We start from the raw sequence: 22,057 nt of genomic DNA on the forward strand, positions 1-22,057 counted from the left end.
GGGCCATGTTCACCTGGGGGGCCTGGCAGCGACGGTGGATCGCCGACGATGGATTGATCGTACTGCGGACCGTACGAAACTTGTTGGCGGGCAACGGGCCCGTGTTCAACGCAGGCGAGCGGGTGGAGGCCAACACCTCGACGGTGTGGACGTACCTCGTCACGCTGGGCGCGTGGATCGGGGGTCCGCTCAAGCTGGAGTACGTGGCGTTGACGCTGGCCCTGACGCTCAGCATCGCGGGCGTCGTGTTCGTGATGCTGGGCACCGGCCGGCTCTACGCACCGGGCCTGCGGGGGAGGCGGGCATTGCTGCTGCCGGCGGGCGCGCTGGTGTACATCGCGGTTCCCCCGGCGCGTGACTTCGCCACCTCGGGCCTCGAAAACGGTTTGGTGCTGGCCTATCTCGGCCTGCTGTGGTGGATGATGGTGTGCTGGTCGCAGGCTCCCAGGGTGCACCGGCCCGCGTCGAACGAGCCCCCCGCCAACGCTACCGGTCGCGTGTTCGACGGTGCCCTGGCATTCCTGGCGGGCCTGTCCGTGTTGGTCCGTCCGGAGCTCGCCCTGATCGGTGGTCTCGCCCTGGTGATGATGCTCGTCGCGGCGCGCGGCTGGCGTCGGCGGCTGCTCATCGTCGTCGCCGGCGGTCTGCTCCCGGTGCTGTATCAGATCTTCCGGATGGGGTACTACGGCCTGCTCGTTCCCGGCACCGCGATCGCCAAGGACGCGTCGGGGTCCAAGTGGTCGCAGGGTTTCGTCTACCTCGGCAACTTCAACGAGCCGTATCTCCTGTGGATACCGCTGGTGCTGCTGGCGGGGCTCGGCCTGCTGCTGCTGGGCGTCCGGAGTCTGCTGTGGCGCAAGCGCGGTCCGGTCGCCGCCGGCCGGGGGCGGTGGGCGGGCATCGTTCAAAGTCCCACGGCCGTCGTGGTCTTCATGCTCGCCAGCGGGCTGCTGCAGGCCATCTACTGGATCCGTCAGGGCGGCGATTTCATGCACGGCCGCGTCTTGTTGACGCCGCTGTTCTGTCTGCTCGCGCCCATCTCGGTCATTCCGGTCGTCCTTCCGTCCGGGATGCGGGCGGTCCGCGGTCCGGGCTATCTGCTGGCGGGCGCGTCGGCGGTGTTCTGGCTGGCGATCGTCGGCTGGTCGCTGTGGGCGGCGAACTCGCCGGGGCTCGGAGCCGACGCCACCCGGGTGACGTACTCGGGCATCGTGGACGAACGCCGCTTCTACGCGCAGGCCACGGGCCACGCGCATCCGCTGACGGCCGCCGACTACCTCGACTACCCGCGGATGCGTGCCGTTCTCCAGGCCATCGACAACACTCCGGAAGGCGCCCTGCTGCTGCCGTCGGGCAACTACGACCAGTGGGACGTCGTGCCCGCGATCCCGCCGCCACCCCCGCCGCCCGGCGAACCTCCGCTCACCGAGAAACAGCGTCGCGGTCCCCACACCGTCTTCTTCACCAACCTCGGCATGCTTGGCATGAACGTCGGTCTCGACGTCCGGGTCATCGACCAGATCGGGTTGGCCAACCCGCTGGCCGCGCACACCGCGCGACTGGACGACGGCCGCATCGGCCACGACAAGAACCTGTTCCCCGACTGGGCGGTCGCCGAGGGACCCTTCCTGCCGGAGCGGCCCTACATTCCGCCGTATCTCGACGAGGACTGGGTGACCCAGGCCAAGGTCGCCCTGACCTGTCCGGAGACCGAGGCCATGCTCTCCTCCATCCGGGGTCCGCTGGGGGTGAAGCGCTTCGCCTCGAACGTGGCGAATGCGTGGGAGTTCACCAAGTACCGGATCGACCGCGTCCCGCTCTATGAGCTGGTGCGATGCGGTCTGGAGCCCCCGCCGACCAAGGTGCCGCCGTACACGGGTCTCCCCGCGACGGGACCGTGACCAACTCCACGAGATTTGTTTGCCAGCGTGTTCCGATGGTTTGGTGATGGTTCGGTAACGCAGAGGCCGCGTTCAGGCGATAAGCAATCGAGAAGCACCGCTTGCCATGTGCTGTGCCACGGAAACCGCCGATCAGCGGTACCGGACATGAGAAATTGGATGGTTGAGTGCTACCCATGTGGACGATGACGCGCCTCGGCGCCGCGAATCGCGGGCTTCGGCGCGCGGCCGTGGCGATTGCCGTGGTGCTGTCGGTGCCCGCCGCGACGGTGATCGGCGACGTCTCGGGCGGCACCCCCGTGGCGGCCGCGTTCTCCCGCGAGGGCCTGCCGGTCGAGTACCTCGACGTCTACTCCACGGCAATGGGCCGCAGCATCCGTGTCCAGTACCAGCCCGCCGGTGACCCGGCGCCCGCCGACGCCCCTGCCGTTGCCACCCGGCCGAGCAAGGCGGTGTACCTGCTCGACGGGCTGCGTGCGCAGGACGACTTCAACGGCTGGGACATCAACACGCCCGCGTTCGAGTGGTTCCATCGGTCGGGTGTCTCGGTGGTCATGCCCGTCGGCGGTCAGTCGAGCTTCTACACCGACTGGTACTCACCGTCGAGCTTCAACGACCAGACCTTTACCTATAAGTGGGAGACGTTCCTGACCAGGGAACTCCCCACGTACCTCGCAGCAGCCAAACGGCTTTCACCGACCGGCAACGGCATCGTCGGCCTGTCGATGGCAGGCGGCGCCAGCCTGATCCTGTCGGCGTATCACCCGGCCCAGTTCAGCTTCGCGGCGTCGCTCTCGGGGTTCCTCAACCCGTCGACGCTGTTCATGAAGCAGGCGATCAGGGTGGCCATGCTCGACGCGGGTGGTTACAACGTGGACGACATGTGGGGCCCGCCGTGGGACCAGGCGTGGAAGCGCAATGATCCCGTGCTGCAGGTGGATCGCTTCGTGGCCAACCGCACGCGGCTGTGGATCTACTGCGCCCCCGGTGGCGGCCCCCTCGACGAGAACGTCGACCCCGGCCAGTCGCTGAACGCCAACAGTTTGGAATCGCTAGCGATCAACAGCAACAAGCGCTTTCAAGAGAGGTACGCCAAGGCTGGTGGCAGCAATGCCACGTTCGTCTTCCCACCCGAGGGAAACCATTCGTGGGCCTACTGGGGTCAGCAGCTGCAGGCCCTGAAGCCCGATCTGATCGCCGCACTCAATGGCTGAGCCGGTGACCAGGCAGGACACCCGCAGGAGCGAGCGATCACTCCTGCGTGTGGTTGACTACTACCGCACGCAGCGCGTCTGTCGTGCGGCATTCGAATGAAAAGGATTCATACACGCATGAGTTTCGTAGGCAAGATGGCGCGCCGCTTCGCGGTCGCGGCCCTGGCGGCGGGAACGCTGTCGGGACTGATCGCCGGCGTCGGCGGTTCGGCAACAGCCGGAGCATTCTCGAGGCCGGGCCTCCCGGTCGAGTACCTGATGGTGCCGTCGCCCAGCATGGGTCGCGACATCAAGGTGCAGTTCCAGAGTGGCGGGGCGAATTCGCCCAGCGCCTACCTGCTCGACGGCCTCCGCGCGCAGGACGACTTCAACGGCTGGGACATCAACACGCCCGCCTTCGAGTGGTACAACGGCTCGGGCGTCTCGGTCGTCATGCCCGTCGGTGGCCAGTCCAGCTTCTACACCAACTGGTACAAGCCGGCGTGCGGCAAGAAGAGTGGCACCTGCCTGACGTACAACTGGGAGACCTTCCTGACCCAGGAGCTTCCTGCGTACCTGGCGGCCAACAACGGCGTCGACTCGACCCGTACCGCGGCCGTCGGGCTGTCGATGGCCGGTTCGGCATCGCTGACCCTGGCAATCCACCACCCGCAGCAGTTCCAGTACGCGGCGGCGCTGTCGGGCTTCCTCAACCCTTCCGAGGGCTGGTGGCCGGGACTGATCAACACCGCGATGGGTGATGCCGGCGGCTACAAGGCCGATGACATGTGGGGCAAGGCGGAGACCGACCCGGCCTGGAAGTACAACGACCCGATGGTGCCGGCCAACATGGCGACTCTCGTCGCGAACAACACGCGTGTCTGGATCTACTGTGGCGACGGCACTCCGTCCGGGCTGGGTGGCAACAACTTGCCCGCCAAGTTCCTGGAGAGCTTCACGCTGCGCACCAACAAGCAGTTCCAGACCAACTACATGGCCGCGGGTGGCAACAACGGCGTGTTCAACTTCCCGGAGAGCGGGACCCACGACTGGCCGTACTGGGGTCAGCAGCTGCAGGCGATGAAGCCGGACATCCAGCGCGTCCTCAACGCGGTTCCGACGGCCGTTTCGTAAGCCGTAGCAAAACAGACGGATAGGCGGCGGCGATCCCCTCGGGGGTCGCCGCCGTCTTTCGTCGAGCGCTTGCGCGAAGAGCAGACCCGCTTCGTTTCCGGCGCGGCTCATCGTCGTGATGTGATTCACTAGCCGTTGCTGCATGCGCCCGTCGAGAGATCCGTTAGGGCGGTGCGTTCAGGCGATCGACAGATGGGTGAGATGGGTATGAGGCTGTTCTCGACGCTCCCGCGGCGGAGCCGCATATCAAGCTGGGGTCGTACGACATTCGCCCTGATGCTGGCCGTCGGTCTCTGGGTGGCCAGCCCGCATGTCGCCAAGGCCGACGGCGTCGAGTACCTGATGGTTCCCTCGGCGGCGATGGGCCGCGACATCCCGGTGGCGTTCCAGGCGGGGGGCCCGCATGCGGTGTTCCTCCTCGATGCCTTCAACGCGGGTGACCCGGTGAACAACTGGGTCACGGCGGGCAACGCCATGAGCACCCTGGCAGGGAAGGGCATCTCGGTGGCCGCACCGGCCAGCGGCGCCTTCACCATGTACACCAACTGGGAGGCCGACGGCGGTAGGCAGTGGGAGACCTTCCTGTCCCAGGAGTTGCCGGACTGGCTGGCCGCGAACAAGGGCCTGGCCCCCAACGGGCACGGCGTCGTGGGCGCTTCCCAGGGCGGTACCGGTGCCCTCATGATGGCGACCTTCCACCCCGACCGGTTTCGCTACGCCGGCTCGATGTCGGGCTTCATGACGCCGTCGGCCACCGCGCTGAACGGTGCCATCACGGCGGGCATGGCGCAGTACGGCGGCGTCAACACCCAGGCGATGTGGGGTGCGGCGCAGCTCGGCCGCTGGAAGTGGCACGACCCCGACGTCCACGTAAGCCTGTTGGTGGCCAACAACACTCGGCTGTGGATCTACAGCCCCGGGGCGTTGTCGTGCACTGATCCCGTCGCGATGATCGGCTTCTGCGACCAGGCGGCCGGTAGCAACCGGACGTTCTATCAGCACTACCGCGGCGTCGGTGGGCACAACGCCCACTTCGACTTTCCGACCTCGGGGCAACACGACTGGGGCAGCTGGGGTCCTCAGCTGGCGGCCATGTCGGGTGACCTCGTCGCCGCCATCAAGTAGCACCCGCGGGTGCAGACTTAGCAAACGCTTCCCGGCTTGGTCTCGCTCAGCCGGTACCTTGGAGTCGTGCACCTCGACAGACCGCGAACGGCAAGCGCCGCGATGGCCTGTGCAGCCTTGATGGTCAGCGGCTGCGGGATGGGCGACGACGTGATGGCAACGATCGGCATGGCACCGTCGGAGACCACGGCGGCGGGCACCAGCGCCCAGACCTTCGCTGCTCCTCCAGTCGCCGAGCCGGGCGATGAACCGGAGTTGGTGGTCACCCCCGCGCAACGGTCGTTCCTCGACGCGCTGACCGAATCGGGTGTCACACCGTCCAGTGAACTGTCGGCGTTGAGCATCGGGTCTTATGTGTGCCAGGCTCGGGCCGCCAACCAGAGCGATCAGGTGGTGTGGGACTTCGTCCTGCCGATGGTGCGTGGTGACGTCAGGGATTCGTACGGTGAGTCGGTGGCGGCCCCCGCCGGGCAGGTGAACGCCGAGACCGCCGACTACATTCGCATCGCCACCCACACCCTTTGCTAGTAGGAGACCTCCCACTTCATGGCCACCAATCGCCGACGCAAACGCCACGTCGTCCTCGCTTTGACCGCAGCCGGGGCGGTGGCGGTACTGGTCGGCCTCGTCGTCGTCGGCCTGTGGATCGTCATGCGGTCGCCCGAACCGCTGCCTCCCAGCGCCGTGCCGCCGACGGCGCAGCCGCCGACCGGGGCGACCACGCCTGGCCAGAAGCCCCGGCCGGAGTTCCAGGACGCCAGCTGCGCGGACGTGATGGTGTTGTCGATTCCCGGCACCTGGGAGTCCTCACCACAACTCGATCCGGTGAATCCGACGCAGTTCCCGATCGCGCTGCTACTCAACGTGACCAACCCGCTCCGCCAGGCCTTCGGCGAGGATCGGGTGGCCATGTACACGGTTCCGTACACCGCTCAGTTCCACAATCCGTTCGCGGCGGACAAGCAGATGTCCTACAACGACAGTCGCACCGAGGGAAGCCGGGCGGCGATCCAGGCGCTGACCGACATGAACAACCGTTGCCCGCTGACGAGTTACGTGATCGTCGGGTTCTCGCAGGGCGCCGTCATCGGCGGTGACATCGCCAGCGACATCGGCAACGGCCGCGGCCCGGTCGACGCCGACCTCGTGCTCGGTGTGACGTTGATCGCCGACGGCCGCAGGGAGGCCGGAGTGGGCCAGGACGTCGGCCCCAACCCGCCCGGGCAGGGTGCGGAGATCACGCTGCAGGAGGTGCCGACGCTGTCGGCGCTGGGTCTGACCATGAGCGGCCCGCGCCCCGGTGGCTTCGGCGCCCTGAACGACCGGACGAATCAGATCTGCGCGACGGGTGATCTAATCTGCTCGGCACCCGAGGGGGCGTTCTCCATCGTCAACCTGCCGAAGACGCTGGAGGTCCTCAGCGGGGGTGCAGGTCAGCCGGTGCATGCCCTGTACAACACCCCACAGTTCTGGTCCCTCGACGGACAGACCGCAACGCAGTGGACCGAGGCGTGGACCCGGGGCGTCATCGACGGCGCGCCGCGCCCAAAACACGGATGAGCGTCGAGATTTGGCCTCTGCGTGAAGGTCACCTAACATTAAGAGAAAAGTAAGAAGCTCGCCCCAGAAACACGGCGAAGTGCCACGCGTCATTGGTCCAAAAGCAGACCGCTGCGCCCCGGTACGATCTTGAGGTTTGGCCTCGTCCGTCTGAGGACGGGATCGGCGTCGACAGGAGAGTGTGACAAATGGGATTCCACAACCCGTTCTTGAAGGACGGCCTGATCAGGTTTCCCGACAGCGGCAATCTCGTCCGGCACGTGGAGAAGTGGGCGAAGGTGCGCGGCGACAACCTCGCCTACCAGTTCATCGATTTCTCCACCGAGCGCGACGGCGTCGCACGCAACCTTGGTTGGCGTGACTTCAGCGCCCGCAACAAGGCGGTCGGTGCGCGGCTGCAACAGGTCACCCAGCCCGGTGACCGCGTGGCCATCCTGTGCCCCCAGAATCTGGACTATCTCATCGGCTTCTTCGGCGTCCTCTACGCCGGCCGCATCGCCGTGCCCCTCTTCGATCCGGCCGAGCCCGGCCACGTCGGCCGGCTGCACGCCGTCCTGGACGACTGTCAGCCCACCGCAATCCTGACCACGACCGACTCCGCCGAAGGCGTGCGCAAGTTCTTCCGCACCCGGCCGGCCAAGGAGCGGCCCCGCGTGATCGCCGTGGACGCCGTGCCCGATGAGGTCGGCGCCACCTGGGTGCAGGAGGACGTCACCCACGACACCATCGCCTACCTGCAGTACACGTCCGGGTCGACCCGCGTCCCCACCGGCGTGCAGATCACCCACCTCAACCTGGCGACCAACATCGTCCAGGTCATCGAGGGAATCGGCGGCGACGAGGGCGACCGCGGCGTCACCTGGCTGCCGTTCTTCCACGACATGGGTCTCATCACCGCGATGATCCCGCCCGTCGTGGGGCACTACATCACCTTCATGACGCCGGCGGCGTTCGTCCGCAGGCCCGGTCGCTGGATTCGCGAGATGGCCCGCAAGGACGACGACACGGGAAGCGTCATCTCCGTCGCGCCGAACTTCGCCTTCGATCACGCGGCCGCCCGCGGCGTCCCCAAGGACGGCGAACCGCCCCTTGACCTGTCGAACGTCAAGGCCGTGCTCAACGGCAGCGAGCCGATCTCCGCGGCCACCGTGCGCCGGTTCAACGAGGCGTTCGGGCCGTTCGGCTTCAACCCGAAGGCGCTCAAGCCGTCCTACGGGCTGGCCGAGGCCACGCTGTTCGTATCGACCACCGCCACCGACGAGCCGCCGAAGATCGTCTACGTCGACCGTGAGCAGCTCAACTCCTACCGCTTCGTCGAGGTCGCCGAGGACGCGCCGTCGGCCGTCGCGCAGGCGTCCGCCGGCAAGGTCGGCGTGTCCGAGTGGGCTGTCATCGTCGACGCCGCGTCGGCCAGCGAGCTGCCCGATGGGCAGATCGGCGAGATCTGGATCAGCGGGCAGAACATGGGCACCGGTTACTGGGGCAGGCCCGAGCAGACCATCGCCACGTTCCACAACATCCTCAAGTCCAGGATCGGCGCGTCGCACGCCGAGGGCGCGCCCGACGACGCCACCTGGGTCAGCACCGGCGACTTCGGCGCCTTCTACGAGGGCGACATCTACATCACCGGCCGCGTCAAGGACCTGGTGATCGTCGACGGCCGCAACCACTACCCGCAGGACCTCGAGTACTCCGCGCAAGAGGCAAGCAAGGCGCTGCGGACCGGCTTCGTCGCGGCGTTCTCGGTGCCTGCCAATCAACTGCCCGACGTGGTGTTCGAGAACGCGCACGCGGGTCTGAAGCGCGACCCCAGCGACTCCTCCGAGCAGCTCGTCATCGTCGCCGAGCGGGCCGCCGGCGCCAACAAGATGGACCTCGCGCCGGTGGCCGACGAGATCCGTGCCGCCATCGCGGTCCGGCATGGCGTGACGGTGCGCGACGTGCTGCTGACGCCTGCGGGTGCCATTCCGCGTACGTCGAGCGGAAAGATCGGCCGCCGGGCGTGCCGCTCGGCCTACCTGGACGGCACCCTGCGCAGCGGCAAGATCGCGAACGACTTCCCCGATCAGGCGGACTGACGCGATCGTCGGTCCCACTCAGGCCGCACACCGGCGAAAGTGACTGTGAACATGACTGAATCCGAAGATAATTCGCCATCGCCGGCAGGTGTCGGGCCGGCGCGTACCGACAAGACGGTCGCCGAGCTGCGGGAGTACCTGCGCAACTGGATCGCCGACGCGACGGGGCAACCCGCCGATCGCATCGACGAGTCCGCACCGATGGTCGAACTGGGTCTCTCGTCACGCGACGCCGTCGCGATGGCCAGTGACATCGAGGATCTCACCGGCGTCACCTTGACCGCCACCGTCGTGTTCCGGAACCCGACGATCGAATCGTTGGCGACCGTCATCGTCGAGGGCGACCCCGAAGACGAAGCTCCCGTCGACGACGACTACGACTGGTCGCGCACCAAGGACGTCGACTCCGCCGAATACGACGTGGCCATCGTCGGCATCGGCACGCGATTCCCCGGCGACCTGAACACTCCCGACGAGATGTGGCGTGCCCTGCTCGATGGCAAGGACTCCAGCTCGGAGCTGCCCGAGGGCCGCTGGGAGGAGTTCCTCGCCGAGCCGCGCATCGCCGCGCGGGTGGCCAAGGCGCATACCCGCGGCGGCTACCTGTCCGACATCAAGGGCTTCGACTCCGAGTTCTTCGCGCTGTCGAAGATGGAGGCCGACAACCTCGACCCGCAGCAGCGGATGGCCCTCGAGCTGACCTGGGAAGCGTTGGAGCACGCCAGGATTCCGGCGTCCAGCCTTCGCGGGGAGAGCGTCGGGGTCTTCGTCGGCAGCTCGAACAACGACTACACGTTCCTCAGCATCGCCGACCCCAACGCCGCCCACCCGTACGCCATCACGGGCACGGCCAGCTCGATCGTCGCGAACCGGGTGTCCTACTTCTTCGACTTCCGCGGCCCCTCCATGTCCATCGACACCGCGTGCTCGTCGTCACTGGTCGCGGTGCACGAGGGCGTCAAGGCGCTGCGTGCGGGTGACGTCGACGCCGTCGTCGCCGGTGGCGTCAACGCGATGATCACCCCGATGGTGACCCTGGGCTTCGACGAGGTCGGCGGCGTGCTGGCGCCCGACGGCCGCTGTAAGTCGTTCTCGCACGACGCCAACGGCTACGCCCGCTCCGAGGGCGGCGGCATGATGGTGCTCAAGCGCGTCGCCGACGCGCGCCGCGACGGCGACCAGATCTTCGCCGTGATCGCCGGCACTGCGGTCAACCACGACGGTCGGTCCAACGGGCTGTTGGCGCCCAATCCCGACGCGCAGGCCGACGTGTTGCGCAAGGCCTACAAGGACGCGGGCATCGACCCGCGCACCGTCGACTACGTCGAAGCGCACGGCACCGGCACCATCCTCGGTGACCCGATCGAGGCCGACGCACTGGGACGGGTGGTCGGCAAGGGCCGCGCGGCCGACCAGCCCGCACTGCTGGGTGCGGTGAAATCCAATGTGGGACACCTGGAGTCGGCCGCGGGTGCGGCGAGTCTGGCCAAGGTGGCGCTGTCGCTGCACAACGACAAGCTGCCGCCGTCGATCAACTACTCGGGGCCGAATCCGTACATCGACTTCGAGAAGATCCACGTCAAGGTCAACGACACCGTCTCCGATTGGCCGCGCTACAGCGGCCATGCCATCGCCGGTGTGTCGGGCTTCGGCTTCGGTGGCGCGAACGCTCACCTCGTGGTGCGCGAGGTGCTGCCGTCCGATCTCGTCGAGCCGGAACCGGTGCCTGAAACCGTTGAGGTGCAGACGAAGTCCGAGGCGCAGGCCACCTACGTCGGCGGCGTGCGGGTCGATGAGTACGGCGACATTCTCGACGATGAGGACGACGACGGTCTCGACGTTCCCGCCGTGTCAGTGGACGCCGAGCCGGGGCTACCGGGTCTCACCGACGAGGCGCTGCGGCTGCTGGAGATCGCCCGCGAGGAGCTCGAGGCCAGCGATCAGCCGACACCCGTCGTCCCGCTCGCTGTTTCAGGGTTCCTGACCTCGCGCAAGCGGGCCACCGCCGCCGAGCTGGCCGACTGGATCGACAGCGAGGAAGGCCGGGCGGCCTCGCTCGAGTCGATCGGGCGGTCGCTGTCGCGACGCAACCACGGGCGCTCGCGCGCAGTGGTTCTGGCGCACGACCACGACGAGGCGGTCAAGGGCCTGCACGCGTTGGCCGAGGGCAAGCAGTCGCCGCTGGTGTTCGCCGCCGACGGCCCTGCCACCAACGGACCCGTCTGGGTACTGGCCGGATTCGGTGCCCAGCATCGCAAGATGGGCAAGAGTCTGTATCTGCGCGACGAGATCTTCGCCAAGTGGATCAACCAGGTCGACGCCCTGGTGCAGGACGAGCTCGGCTACTCCATCGTCGAGTTGATCCTCGACGACTCGCAGGACTACGGCATCGAGACCACGCAGACCGTGATCTTCGCGATCCAGATCGCCCTCGGTGAATTGCTCAAGGCTCATGGCGCGAAAGCCGGTGCGCTGGTTGGACAATCGCTCGGTGAGGCGGCGGCTGCCTACTTCTCCGGTGGTCTTTCGTTGGAGGACGCCACCCGGACCATCTGCTCGCGCGCACACCTGATGGGTGAGGGCGAGGCGATGCTGTTCGGCGAGTACATCCGCCTGATGGCGCTCGTCGAGTATTCGGCCGACGAGATCAAGACGGTGTTCTCCGATTACCCCGACCTCGAGGTGTGCGTGTATGCGGCGCCGACGCAGACGGTGATCGGCGGCCCGCCCGAGCAGGTCGACGCGATCATCGCCAGGGCAGAGGCCGAGGGCAAGTTCGCCCGCAAGTTCCAGACCAAGGGCGCCAGCCACACTCAGCAGATGGGCCCCCTGCTCGGCGAGCTCGCGGCCGAATTGCAGGGCATCGACCCGCGACCGCTGCAGACGGCGTACTACTCGACGGTCCACGAGGGCAGCCTGGTGCGCGCCGGGGCCGAGCCGATCCACGACGTCGACTACTGGAAGAAGGGGCTGCGCCACAGCGTCTACTTCACCCACGGCATCCGCAACGCCGTCGACAACGGACACACGACCTTCCTCGAACTGGCCCCGAATCCCGTGGCACTCATGCAGGTTGGGCTCACCACGGCCTCGGCGGGTCTGCACGACGCGCAGCTCGTCGCGACGCTGGCGCGCAAGCAGGACGAGGTCGACTCGATGACCACGGCCATGGCGCAGCTGTTCACCCACGGTCACGATCTGGACTTCCGCACCCTCTTCGCGCGTGGCGAGTACGCGAACATTCCGCCGACGCGCTTCAAGCGCAAGCCGCACTGGCTCGACGTCCGATTCTCCGGGGACGGATCGAACCTGTTGCCCGGCACCCACGTCGCCATGCCCGATGGCCGCCACGTCTGGGAGTTCGCCCCACGCGCCGCGACCGATCTCGCCGCCTTGGTGAAAGCCGCTGCGGTGCAGGTACTTCCCGATGCCACGCTCACTGCCTACGAGCAGCGTGCGGTTCCAGCGGACGACGCTCGGCTGGTGACGACGCTGACCCGCCACCCCGGCGGTGCGACGGTGCAGGTGCACGCGCGCATCGAGGAGTCGTTCACCCTGGTGTACGACGCGATCGTGACGCGCGGCGGCCAGGCGACGACGTTGCCGACGGCCGTCGGTGCGGGTGCCGCGGTGGCGGCGGTGACCGTGGTGACCGAGGTGGCTGCTGAGCCCGAGCCAGAAGACGACGCCGCGATTCTGCACGACAGCCTCACCGCTGGCGCGGGCATCGCCGCTGGCTTCGCCAAGTGGTCATCCGACAGCGGCGAGACGATCGCGCAGCGCCTGGGCACCATCGTCGGCAGCGCCATGGGCTACGAGCCCGAGGATCTGCCGTGGGAGGTGCCGCTGATCGAGCTGGGGCTCGACTCGCTGATGGCGGTGCGCATCAAGAACCGCGTCGAGTACGACTTCGACCTTCCGCCGATCCAGCTGACTGCGGTGCGCGACGCCAACCTCTACGCCGTGGAGAAGTTGATCCAGTACGCGATCGAGAACCGCGACGAGGTGGTTCAGCTCGCCGAGGTCCAGAAGACCCAGACCGACGAGGAGATCGCCGCGGCCCAGGCCGAGCTGATGGGCGGAGCGACCACGGTCGCCGAGCTCGAGGCGAGGCTCGCCCAGAAGCAGGCCGAGGCGCAGGGGATCACCGCCGAGATCCCGGCGCCACCAAGTGATCCCGCGGGTCCGGGCACCCCACCCCCGCCGCCTCCGCCGACGAACCCCGCCGGACCCACCGCGGAGGTGAAGACGCCGAACCTGGCCGGTGCGGCGCAGGTGCTGAACCAGCAGGCGATCTCCGAGGCGTTGAACTCCGACGTGCCTCCGCGCGACGCTTCCGAGCGGGTCACCTTCGCCACCTGGGCGATCGTCACCGGCAAGTCGCCGGGCGGCGTCTTCAACCCGCTTCGGTCGCTGTCCGACGACGAGGCGCAGAAGATGGCCGCGCGTCTGACCGAGCGGGCCGAGGGCACCATCACGGTCGAGGACGTGAAGAACGCAGGCACCATCGAGGAGCTCGCCACCACGGTGCGGGAGTTCCTCGAGGCGGGCGAGCTCGACGGTTTCGTGAGGACCATCCGCAAGCCCGTGCACGACGATGACGTGCCCGTCTACGTGTTCCACGCGGCGGGCGGCTCGACGGTGGTCTACGAGCCGCTGCTCAAGCGCCTTCCCGCGGGCACGCCGATGTACGGCTTGGAGCGCGTCGAGGGCACCATTCAGGAGCGTGCCGAACAGTACGTGCCAAAGTTGTTGGAGCTCAATGGCTGGGCGAGCAGAGCGACGGGAGAAGGGGCACGCAAGCCGTTCATCCTGACCGGTTGGTCGTTGGGTGGCGCGCTGGCCTACGCCTGCGCGATCGGGCTGAAGCAGCAAGGCGCCGATGTCCGGTTCGTCGGGCTCATCGACACCGTGCGGGCCGGCGAGGAGGTTCCTCAGACCACGGAGGAAACCCGCAAGCGCTGGGACAGGTATGCGGCGTTCGCGGCCAAGAACTTCAACGTGGAGATCCCGCCGATTCCGTACGAGGAACTCGAGGGACTCGACGACGCGGGCCAGGTGCAGTTCGTCCTCGATGCCGTGCAGAACGCGGGAGTGCAGATCCCCGGCGGCATCATCGAGCATCAGCGGACGTCGTACCTGGACAACCGTGCGCTCGAGACGGTCGTCATCGAGCCGTACGACGGTCACGTCACGCTGTACATGGCCGACCGCTACCACGACGATGCGATCAAGTTCGAGCCCCGCTACGGGATCCGCCAACCCGACGGCGGCTGGGGTGAATTCGTGTCCGATCTCGAGGTGGTGGCGATCGGGGGCGAGCACATCCAAGCGATCGACGAGCCGTACATTGCGAAGGTCGGCGCGCACATGAGTGAGGCGATCAACCGCATCGAGAGCGAGCACAAGTGACCCAAGAGGCGGCTCCCGTCACCAGCAAGGCCCACACGACGGCCGAGAAGCTGGCCGAACTCCGCGAGCGGTTGGAGCTGGCCAAGGATCCCGGCGACGAGAAGGCGAAGGCGCGGCGGGACAAGAAGGGGATACCGAGCGCACGCTCGCGTATTCATTCGCTTCTCGACCCAGGGAGCTTCCTCGAGATCGGTGCGCTGGCCAAGACGCCAGGCGATCCCAACGCGTTCTACGGGGACGGCGTCGTCACGGGTCACGGCACCATCGACGGCAGGCCCGTCGGCGTGTTCAGCCACGACCAGACGGTGTTCCAGGGCTCGGTCGGCGAGATGTTCGGCCGCAAGGTCGCGCGGTTGATGGAGTGGGTGGCCATGGTGGGCTGCCCGATCATCGGCATCAACGACTCCGGCGGAGCCCGCATCCAGGACGCCGCTACCTCGCTGGCCTGGTACGCAGAGCTGGGCCGGCGCCACGAACTGCTGCGCGGGCTGGTTCCGGAGATCTCGCTGATCTTCGGCAAGTGCGCCGGCGGTGCGGTGTACTCGCCGATCCAGACCGACCTGGTGGTCGCGGTGCGCGATCAGGGCTACATGTTCGTCACCGGGCCCGACGTCATCAAGGACGTGACGGGCGAGGACGTTTCGCTCGACGAGCTCGGCGGTGCCGACGCGCAGGCCAAGTACGGCAACATCCACCAGGTGGTCGAGTCGGAAGAGGCCGCGTTCCAATACGTCCGCGACTACCTGAGTTTCTTGCCCCCCAACACCTTCGACTCGGCACCCGTCGTCAACCCCGGGCTCGAACCCGAGATCACGCCGCATGACCTGGAACTCGACGCGATCGTGCCGGACAACGACAACACCGGCTACGACATGCACGAGATCCTGCTGAGGATCTTCGACGACGGTGACGTGTTCGAGGTCGCCGCGAATGCCGGGCCGGCGATCATCACCGCCTTCGCCAGGATCGACGGTCGCCCGGTCGGGGTCATCGCGAACCAGCCGATGTACAACGCGGGCGCCATCGACAACGAGGAGTCCGACAAGGCCGCACGGTTCATCCGGTTCTGCGACTCGTTCAACACGCCACTGGTCTTCGTCGTCGACACCCCGGGCTTCATGCCGGGCGTCGGACCGGAGAAGGGCGGCATCATCAAGCGCGGCGGCCGGTTCCTCAACGCCGTCGTCGAGGCCGACATCCCGAAGGTGACCATCACCGTGCGCAAGTCCTATGGCGGCGCGTACGCCGTGATGGGCTCCAAGCAGCTGACGGCCGATCTGAACTTCGCCTGGCCGACGGCCCGCATCGCGGTGATCGGCGCGGACGGCGCTGCGCAGTTGCTGGTGAAGCGGTTCCCCGATCCGACGTCGCCCGAGGTGCAGAAGATCAAGGCCGACTTCATCGAGGGGTACAACCTCAACCTGGCGACGCCGTGGATCGCCGCCGAGCGGGGTTATATCGACGGGGTCATCGAGCCGCACCAGACGCGTCTGCACCTGCGTAGCGCCATGCGCCTGCTGCGGGACAAGCAGATCTCGCGGGTGCAGCGCAAGCACGGCCTCACCCCCATCTAGCCGCCACCTTCCCGCGAGAGTGCGTGTCTGCGGGCGACACGCCGCGCAGAAATCGCACTTCTCGCACGCTCGCGGCTCAGATCGGCGCGAATCCGAGCCAGTCGTCGACCTCGAACCGGTCGCCGCGCGCCACCAGCGTCGCCCCGCCATGGCCGGGATAGTGCGCAGGAATCACCGCCGCCCGCGACCGCGACGCCTCGGTGAAGACCCGCTTGCGCGCCGTCGCCGCGGCGGCCGGATCCACGTCGAAGCCACACGGATCGTCGGGTCGGGGAATCTGAATGGGACAGTGCGTGAGATCGCCGACGAACACCGCGGGGCGGCCGGCGTCGAGCCACAGCGCCGACGACCCCGGCGTATGGCCGGCAGCGGGCCGCAGTCGCAACGACTCGCTGAGCACCAGGTCGTCGGACCATAGCTGCATCTGATCCTCGACGGGAAAGATGCTGTCCGCCATCACGATTCGTGAACCCTCCGTCGCGCCCGGCCCGTCGGGGGCGAAAAAGCGGTAGTCGGCTTCGGGAATCAGGTAGCGCGCGTTGGGAAACGTCGGCACCCACCGGCCGTCCGAACCAAGCGTGGTGTTCCAGCCCACGTGGTCGGTGTGCAGATGCGTGTTGACGACGACGTCGACCTCCTCCGGCGCCACCCCGGCCCGGCGCAGGGCGCCGAGGAAGTCGGTGCTCAGCCCTGCCAGCGGCGGCATGTGGGGACGGTCGCGGTCGTTGCCGACCCCGGTGTCGACCACGACGGTCAGCCCGTCGACGTCGATCACCCAGCTCTGCATGACGACCCGCCATCGGTCGGTGGCCGGGTCGTAGAACGTCGGCACCAGGAGGTCGGCCTCGTCCTGCCACGCCTCCGCCGGGGTCTCGCCGAACAGGCCTGCGCCGACTTCGAACTCCCACTCCAAGACACGCGTCACGGTCGCGTTGCCCAGCTTGATGCGGTCGGTCATCCGTCGACACTACGATGCGAAGGTGCCTGACCTGCTCGCATTGTTCGACGGAGTGCCGCTGGTCGGCGACCGCGTGCGGCGCGGTCGGGAGGAATTGATCAGGCAACTGCGGGCGACGGTGTCGGCCGTGGGCTCCCAGATGGTGGGGCTCGTCCTCGACGAGATCGACCTGACCGCTCTGGTGCGGGAGCGGGTGGACGTGGACGCCATCGCCGCCGACATCGACATCGACGCGATCATCGCCCGCATCGACCTCATCGGGCTGGCCAATCTGATCATCGACGGCGTCGACCTGCCGAGGATCATCCGGGAGTCGACCAACTCGGTGACCGCGGAGGTCATGACCGACGTCCGCACCCAGGGCCAGCGCGCTGACGACGCCGTGGCCGGCTTCGTCGACCGCATGTTCGGCCGCAACCGGGCACCGAGTTGAGCCGCGCGCGATCCGGTCCCGCGGAGCCCGAGGTCGCCGGAATCGTGAGCCGCGGCGTGGCCGCCCTCATCGACCTGGCGGTCGCGGGCGTGATCGTCGGCGTCCTCTACCTCGGGGTGGCGTTGACGCAATTGGTGTTGCAGCCCTCGGCCTTTCGCTTCCCCGCGCCGAGCGTCTTCTTCTCGACGACGGTGATGTTCGCCGTCGCGGTGCTGTACCTCGCCGGTTGCTGGGTCACCTCCGGGTGTACGGCAGGTGCCGTGGTGATGGGGTTGCGCGTGGTGGGTCGTAGGTCGAATCAGGTGTCGCTGCTCGTGGCCGTGCTGCGTGCCGTCGCGTGCGTGATCTTCCCGATCGGGCTGGCGCTCGTCGCCGTCGACGGCCGGCGCCGATCGGTGCAGGACGTGGTGTTGGGTACCCGGGTGGTGTACGCGAGACCCGTTTAAGGGTTTGATCATGACATGTCGAACCACTTCACCGGGCTGAGTCTCGGACCGCCACTGGGCGATCAACGGCTGGATCTCTGCGACCTGTATGCCTTTCAGTCCCCGGCGGATCCCACCCGTACGGTGCTGATCCTCAACGCCAACCCGAATGCCGACGCCCTGCACCCCGACGCGATCTACCGGCTGGCCATCGACAACGACGGCGATCTGCGCAACGACATCGCGTTCAGCTACGTGTTCTCCACCCCGGTGGACGGCCGCCAGACGGCCGACGTGTATCTGGCGGTCGGTGCGGACGCCGAGGAGCCGGAAGCCGTGGGCGAGAAGATCTTCGACGCCGTCGAGGTGTCCTTCGGGCCGATGCCGGTCATCGCGACGTCGGACGGGTTCACGTTCTTCGCCGGTGCGCGCAGTGACGCCTTCTTCTTCGACTTCGACGGCATCAAGAACCTCTTCGACACCTCGGGCGGGCGGAACTTCACTGCGCTGCACGCTGCCGGTGCTGCGCCGTGGACGGGGGTCGACTCGAACACGACGGCCAACGTGTTCTCCATCGCGCTCGAGCTGCCGACCGCGTTTCTGGGCACCAACCCCGACATCAGAATCTGGGGCCGCTGCAGCCTGCGCCGCGACGGTGAACTGGTGCACGTCGACCGGGCCGGGCACCCGTCGGTCAGCAGCTTCTTCAACACCGACGACACCAAGGAGGAGTACAACGCGAGTGTGCCGCTGCACGATCGCGAGCGCTGGATCGGGCAGTTCGTCCATCTGATGGGCCACACCGGTGGCTACTCGGAGGAAGAGGCGATCGCGGCGATCGATGAGGAGGGCACCTTGCCCGACATGCTGACGTTCGATCCGTCGAAGCCCGCGAAATACCCCAACGGCCGGGTGTTCACCGACGACGTGATCGACTACCGGCTGGCCTTCCTCTCCAAGGGTGACATCCCGCCGACCGGGTTGAGCCCGCACACCGACACTCTCGACGAGTTTCCGTATCTCGGTACGCCGCACTGAGATTCGGTCGGACCTAGGGCTCGATTCGAATCTCGCCGGGTGAGAACAGTCCGCTGTGTGTCGCCGTGCCGAGGTCGATCTGCGCCTCTTGCGCGTCCACGACCGTATCGAACCTGCGCAGCGAGCCCCAGTCGCGACCCCAGTCCTGCGACAGGTAGGTGGCCATCACGTTCTGCCGCAGCAGAAGGTCGCTGATGCCGAGCAGGCCGCCGTTGAGGCCGTCCTGCCAGGTGTCGGTGTCCTTGCGCTTGGCGTTGTAGTCCGGCGTGATCCTGAATTTGGGGACTTCGGTCACCCCGTTGGCGTGCAGCATTGGCTGCTGACACGGGAAGGCAAGGCCGACGGCCCAGTCCATCAGCACGGGCTGCTCGGAGCCCACGTACTGCTGAACGGTCTTCAACTCGGGGACCCGCGGCGGCGTGACGGCGATCCAGTCTCCCGGCGTCAACGACAGGTCTTCGGCCACGATGCGCACGGTCGTCGCGTCCGCCGGGATCTGGGCGCGCTCGAAGCGCAGATTGCGCCACGACGGGATCGGTCCGATGTCGAATGGCGCGACACGACCCGCCGTCACCGGTACGCCGTCGGGCCCCGGTCGGGCGTACTCCAACTCGACGGTCTGGCCCTCGGTGCGACCGTTGAAGATGCTGTTGCCGGTGATGCTGCCCGCTGCGGTGACGACGATGAGGGGATGCGCCTCGTCAGCGCTTGGCAGGCCGTACCACGCGGAGGTCAGGCGGCTCTGCTGCTGCGCCGGGCCGGGTACGTAGCTGCCTGCCAGCGGCACGCGCTTGGGGTCAAGACCGTAGGGCAGCGGGACGGTGGAGGCGTTGACCCCGGGGCTGGACAGCTTGACCGGCGCGTTCCAGTCGTAGTCGGTGCCCGGTGTCGGCAGGTCGTTGCGGATGGCCTCGGCAACGATGTGTTCCGGCACGCCGTTGGGGGTGAATCCGGTCGCGCCGACGCCGCCGAGGGGACCGAGCGGACCGTAGTTGCCCGGAAGTGGCGTCAGGAAGCCGACATTCGTGTCCGGTTCGACCAGGACGTCGTCGGCCAGGCCGCAGCCGCCGACGAACGCCGCGAGGTTGGACGACGCGTTCGAGTACGTCCCGGACTGCCGCACCACACCCGCGAGCATCGATGCGACGAACACGATGACCATGAAGCCGGCGGTGATCGGAATCGGCGCCGCGGTCACCACGCGCACCAGTTTGCTCTCGTCGCGGTCTGGCGCGAAGTGCAGCCAGAACGCCCACAGCGCGGCCACCCCGAACAGAGCGAAGAAGATCGAGCTGACGGTGACGCCGCCGATTGCCGGCATGGCGTTGTTGAAGGGGACGCCGTAACTCGAGACGTACCACCAGCCGTTGGTGCTCGAGAAGGTCAGCGCGATGATGAAGAGCACCCCGGCGGTGAACGCCATCCGGTTCCGCGGCGAGCGCAGCACCTGGCGCGACACCAACACGGTGGCCACCGCCGCCATGGCCGCGCCGACGGCGGCGAACAGACCGAAGTGGTGCACCCACTTGGTGGGGGTGAACATCAGGAAGAACATGGTGCCGAAGATGATGCCGACCAGGCGCCACACCGGGCCGCGGGCGACGCCGGGCACTCTCCCGCGCCGAAGCATGATGAACAGCGACGCGAATAGGGACAACGCCGTGATCATGAAGCCGAAGCGGCGGGACAGCGAACCGTCGACGGTCGGCAGGATCAGGTAGAAGTAGCGCAGGTTCTCTGTGTACCAGGCTTGGCTGGGGCCGATCGCGGTGCGAATCCTGGTGGCCTCCAACACCGTTGCCAACGTCTGGTCGGCGAAGACGACGGTCAGGATGATGGTGCCCGCGGCCAGTAGTGGGAGCACCAACGGCCAGGTGCCGACGACGCGATGCCTGCGCACCAGGATGCGCAGCAGGGGTCGACCTCCGGCGAGCAGCGCGGCGACGGCAATGAGGCCCGTCGGCTGGATGCCGAGCGTGAAGGCGGCGGAGACGATCGCGAGGGCGGCCGGCGTGAGGCGACCAGAGATGATCGCCCGTTCGATGAGCACGTAGGTGATCAGCGCGCCGGTGGCGATCTGGCCCTCGGGTCGCAGGCCGTTGTTGAAGGGCATCCACGCCGCCATCAGGACCAGGCCCGCGGCCCACGTCGCCGAGCGGCTCGTCGAGACCGCCGGGCCGAGGCGGGGCAGCACTTCGCGGGACAACAGCAGCCAACACACGAGCGCACAGATCAAGTCCGGCAACCGCATCCAGATGCTGGCGTCGCTGACGTGCGTCATGAGGGCGAACACGTTGTACAACCAGCCGAATGGGTCCTCGGGGCTACCGAACCAGCGGAAGTAGTTGGACATGTAGCCCGCCCGGTCGGCGACGCGGGCCATCTGCAGGATGTAGCCGTCGTCCGAGGAGTTCGCGCCGATGACGTGCCATAGCAAGAACCCGCCTACGACGACGACGTCGGTCGCCGAGAAGGTGCGCCACCTCGACGGGATCAGCCGTTGCATGCGCCTGCCGTCGAGTTGGTCGAGACGCCACAGTGCAATGAGCGCGATCACGGTGGCGACCATCGCGAGCAGCATCGCGCCGAGCTTCAGCGCGGTCGGTTTGGTGGTGAAGCGGGTGTCGATGGTCGCCGACAGCGAAAGGCCTTGGGGCGCCGGCCCGGTCAGGTCGGTGAAGACGCCGACGACGTTCGGCCGCAGGTTGGGATCGGCGAATCCGGCGCGGAATTCCTTCTGCGGGTCGGTCGGATCGCTCATCCCGGGGAACGTGGCGAACGTGCCGGCCTCCGACGAGGTGATCTCCAGGCGGGTGCACTCCGGGCCCAGTACCCGGTACATCGGCATGATGGCGACGACGACGTTGCGGTCGGTGACGGTGACCCGGCGGTCGTTGATCTTGCCGGTGACGTTGACGAACAGCGCGTTGAGCGCCGCATCCTTGGCCTCGGGGGGTGCGGTGCTCAGCACGGTCCCGCCGCCGCGATTTGCCATGTCGCGCAACACGTCGCAGGGCACCGTGGCGGTCAGGTCGACCGGCGTCAGCGTGATCAGCGGCGTGGTGACGTTGCCGACCTGTCCACCCTGGGGCCAGTTCAGCGTCGCGGTGGTCTGAACGACGGGCAGCAGCGGCGTCAGCACCGAGAGCACGAAGCCGATCAGGCCGGCGATCATCGCCACCCAGCGGGTGGTCTTCGTCAAGGGAGTCGAGGGAGTCGTCGTCGT

14 protein-coding genes are annotated in these 22,057 nt (G+C 67.5%); 12 read left to right on the forward strand and 2 right to left on the reverse strand.

From position 1 onward, the window contains the following. Positions 1-5: 5 nt before the first annotated feature. The 9 genes from zomB (at position 6) to QUE68_RS01635 (ending at position 15,977) form a co-directional block, all read left to right on the forward strand. Entirely contained in the window at positions 6-1,901 is a 1,896-nt protein-coding gene (gene zomB / locus QUE68_RS01595; protein ID WP_286275981.1) for a flagellar motor control protein ZomB, read from the forward strand. Positions 1,902-2,086: 185 nt separating this feature from the next. Then, positions 2,087-3,115 (forward strand): esterase family protein, encoded by a 1,029-nt coding sequence (locus QUE68_RS01600; RefSeq protein WP_454786451.1) that lies wholly within the window; start codon positions 2,087-2,089, stop codon positions 3,113-3,115. Positions 3,116-3,232: 117 nt separating this feature from the next. Next, entirely contained in the window at positions 3,233-4,228 is a 996-nt protein-coding gene (locus QUE68_RS01605; protein ID WP_284224207.1) for an esterase family protein, read from the forward strand. Positions 4,229-4,504: 276 nt separating this feature from the next. Continuing rightward, a complete protein-coding gene (locus QUE68_RS01610) occupies positions 4,505-5,353 on the forward strand; it encodes an esterase family protein (protein WP_286275051.1) in 849 nt (282 codons plus the stop codon). 66 nt (positions 5,354-5,419) lie between these two features. After that, a complete protein-coding gene (locus tag QUE68_RS01615; protein WP_284224209.1) occupies positions 5,420-5,881 on the forward strand; it encodes a DUF732 domain-containing protein in 462 nt (153 codons plus the stop codon). Positions 5,882-5,899: 18 nt separating this feature from the next. Next, entirely contained in the window at positions 5,900-6,913 is a 1,014-nt protein-coding gene (culp6, locus tag QUE68_RS01620; protein ID WP_286275052.1) for a carboxylesterase Culp6, read from the forward strand. Positions 6,914-7,101: 188 nt separating this feature from the next. Beyond that, on the forward strand, positions 7,102-8,991 hold the full coding sequence (fadD32, locus tag QUE68_RS01625) for a long-chain-fatty-acid--AMP ligase FadD32 (protein WP_284224211.1): 1,890 nt from the start codon (positions 7,102-7,104) through the stop codon (positions 8,989-8,991). 51 nt (positions 8,992-9,042) lie between these two features. Further along, a complete protein-coding gene (gene pks13 / locus QUE68_RS01630) occupies positions 9,043-14,403 on the forward strand; it encodes a polyketide synthase Pks13 (RefSeq protein ID WP_284224212.1) in 5,361 nt (1,786 codons plus the stop codon). Beyond that, a complete protein-coding gene (locus tag QUE68_RS01635) occupies positions 14,400-15,977 on the forward strand; it encodes an acyl-CoA carboxylase subunit beta (protein WP_284224213.1) in 1,578 nt (525 codons plus the stop codon). Before pks13 ends, QUE68_RS01635 begins: the two co-directional genes overlap by 4 nt. Positions 15,978-16,053: 76 nt before the next feature. On the opposite strand, the gene QUE68_RS01640 is transcribed toward QUE68_RS01635, so the two are convergent. Then, entirely contained in the window at positions 16,054-16,935 is an 882-nt protein-coding gene (locus QUE68_RS01640; RefSeq protein ID WP_286275053.1) for an MBL fold metallo-hydrolase, read from the reverse strand. Between the two features lie 22 nt (positions 16,936-16,957). Here QUE68_RS01640 and QUE68_RS01645 point away from each other — a divergent pair, with 22 nt between their 5' ends. From QUE68_RS01645 to QUE68_RS01655, 3 genes are read left to right on the forward strand one after another with little or no spacing between them, the layout of a single operon-like run. Then, entirely contained in the window at positions 16,958-17,368 is a 411-nt protein-coding gene (locus QUE68_RS01645; protein ID WP_284232281.1) for a hypothetical protein, read from the forward strand. A 44-nt stretch (positions 17,369-17,412) separates the two neighbouring features. Beyond that, on the forward strand, positions 17,413-17,814 hold the full coding sequence (locus QUE68_RS01650; protein WP_284232283.1) for an RDD family protein: 402 nt from the start codon (positions 17,413-17,415) through the stop codon (positions 17,812-17,814). A gap of 15 nt (positions 17,815-17,829) precedes the next feature. Beyond that, positions 17,830-18,831 carry a DUF4331 family protein gene (locus QUE68_RS01655; protein WP_284224217.1) on the forward strand — a complete coding sequence of 334 codons (1,002 nt, stop codon included), beginning with the start codon at positions 17,830-17,832 and terminating at the stop codon, positions 18,829-18,831. Between the two features lie 13 nt (positions 18,832-18,844). Here QUE68_RS01655 and QUE68_RS01660 read toward each other — a convergent pair whose 3' ends face one another. After that, a complete protein-coding gene (locus QUE68_RS01660; RefSeq protein WP_284234657.1) occupies positions 18,845-22,006 on the reverse strand; it encodes an arabinosyltransferase domain-containing protein in 3,162 nt (1,053 codons plus the stop codon). Positions 22,007-22,057 lie beyond the last annotated feature (51 nt).

The organism is Mycolicibacterium sp. TUM20985, from assembly GCF_030295745.1.
Taxonomy (GTDB): Bacteria; Actinomycetota; Actinomycetes; order Mycobacteriales; family Mycobacteriaceae; genus Mycobacterium.

Bases quoted from the DNA above. Each gene is read 5' to 3' on its own strand.
- zomB (WP_286275981.1), top strand. From the start codon at position 6: ATGTTCACCTGGGGGGCCTGGCAGCGACGGTGGATCGCCGACGATGGA.
- QUE68_RS01600 (WP_454786451.1), top strand. From the start codon at position 2,087: ATGACGCGCCTCGGCGCCGCGAATCGCGGGCTTCGGCGCGCGGCCGTG.
- QUE68_RS01605 (WP_284224207.1), top strand. From the start codon at position 3,233: ATGAGTTTCGTAGGCAAGATGGCGCGCCGCTTCGCGGTCGCGGCCCTG.
- QUE68_RS01610 (WP_286275051.1), top strand. From the start codon at position 4,505: ATGCTGGCCGTCGGTCTCTGGGTGGCCAGCCCGCATGTCGCCAAGGCC.
- culp6 (WP_286275052.1), top strand. From the start codon at position 5,900: ATGGCCACCAATCGCCGACGCAAACGCCACGTCGTCCTCGCTTTGACC.
- fadD32 (WP_284224211.1), top strand. From the start codon at position 7,102: ATGGGATTCCACAACCCGTTCTTGAAGGACGGCCTGATCAGGTTTCCC.
- pks13 (WP_284224212.1), top strand. From the start codon at position 9,043: ATGACTGAATCCGAAGATAATTCGCCATCGCCGGCAGGTGTCGGGCCG.
- QUE68_RS01640 (WP_286275053.1), bottom strand. From the start codon at position 16,935: ATGACCGACCGCATCAAGCTGGGCAACGCGACCGTGACGCGTGTCTTG.
- QUE68_RS01655 (WP_284224217.1), top strand. From the start codon at position 17,830: ATGTCGAACCACTTCACCGGGCTGAGTCTCGGACCGCCACTGGGCGAT.
- QUE68_RS01660 (WP_284234657.1), bottom strand. From the start codon at position 22,006: ATGATCGCCGGCCTGATCGGCTTCGTGCTCTCGGTGCTGACGCCGCTG.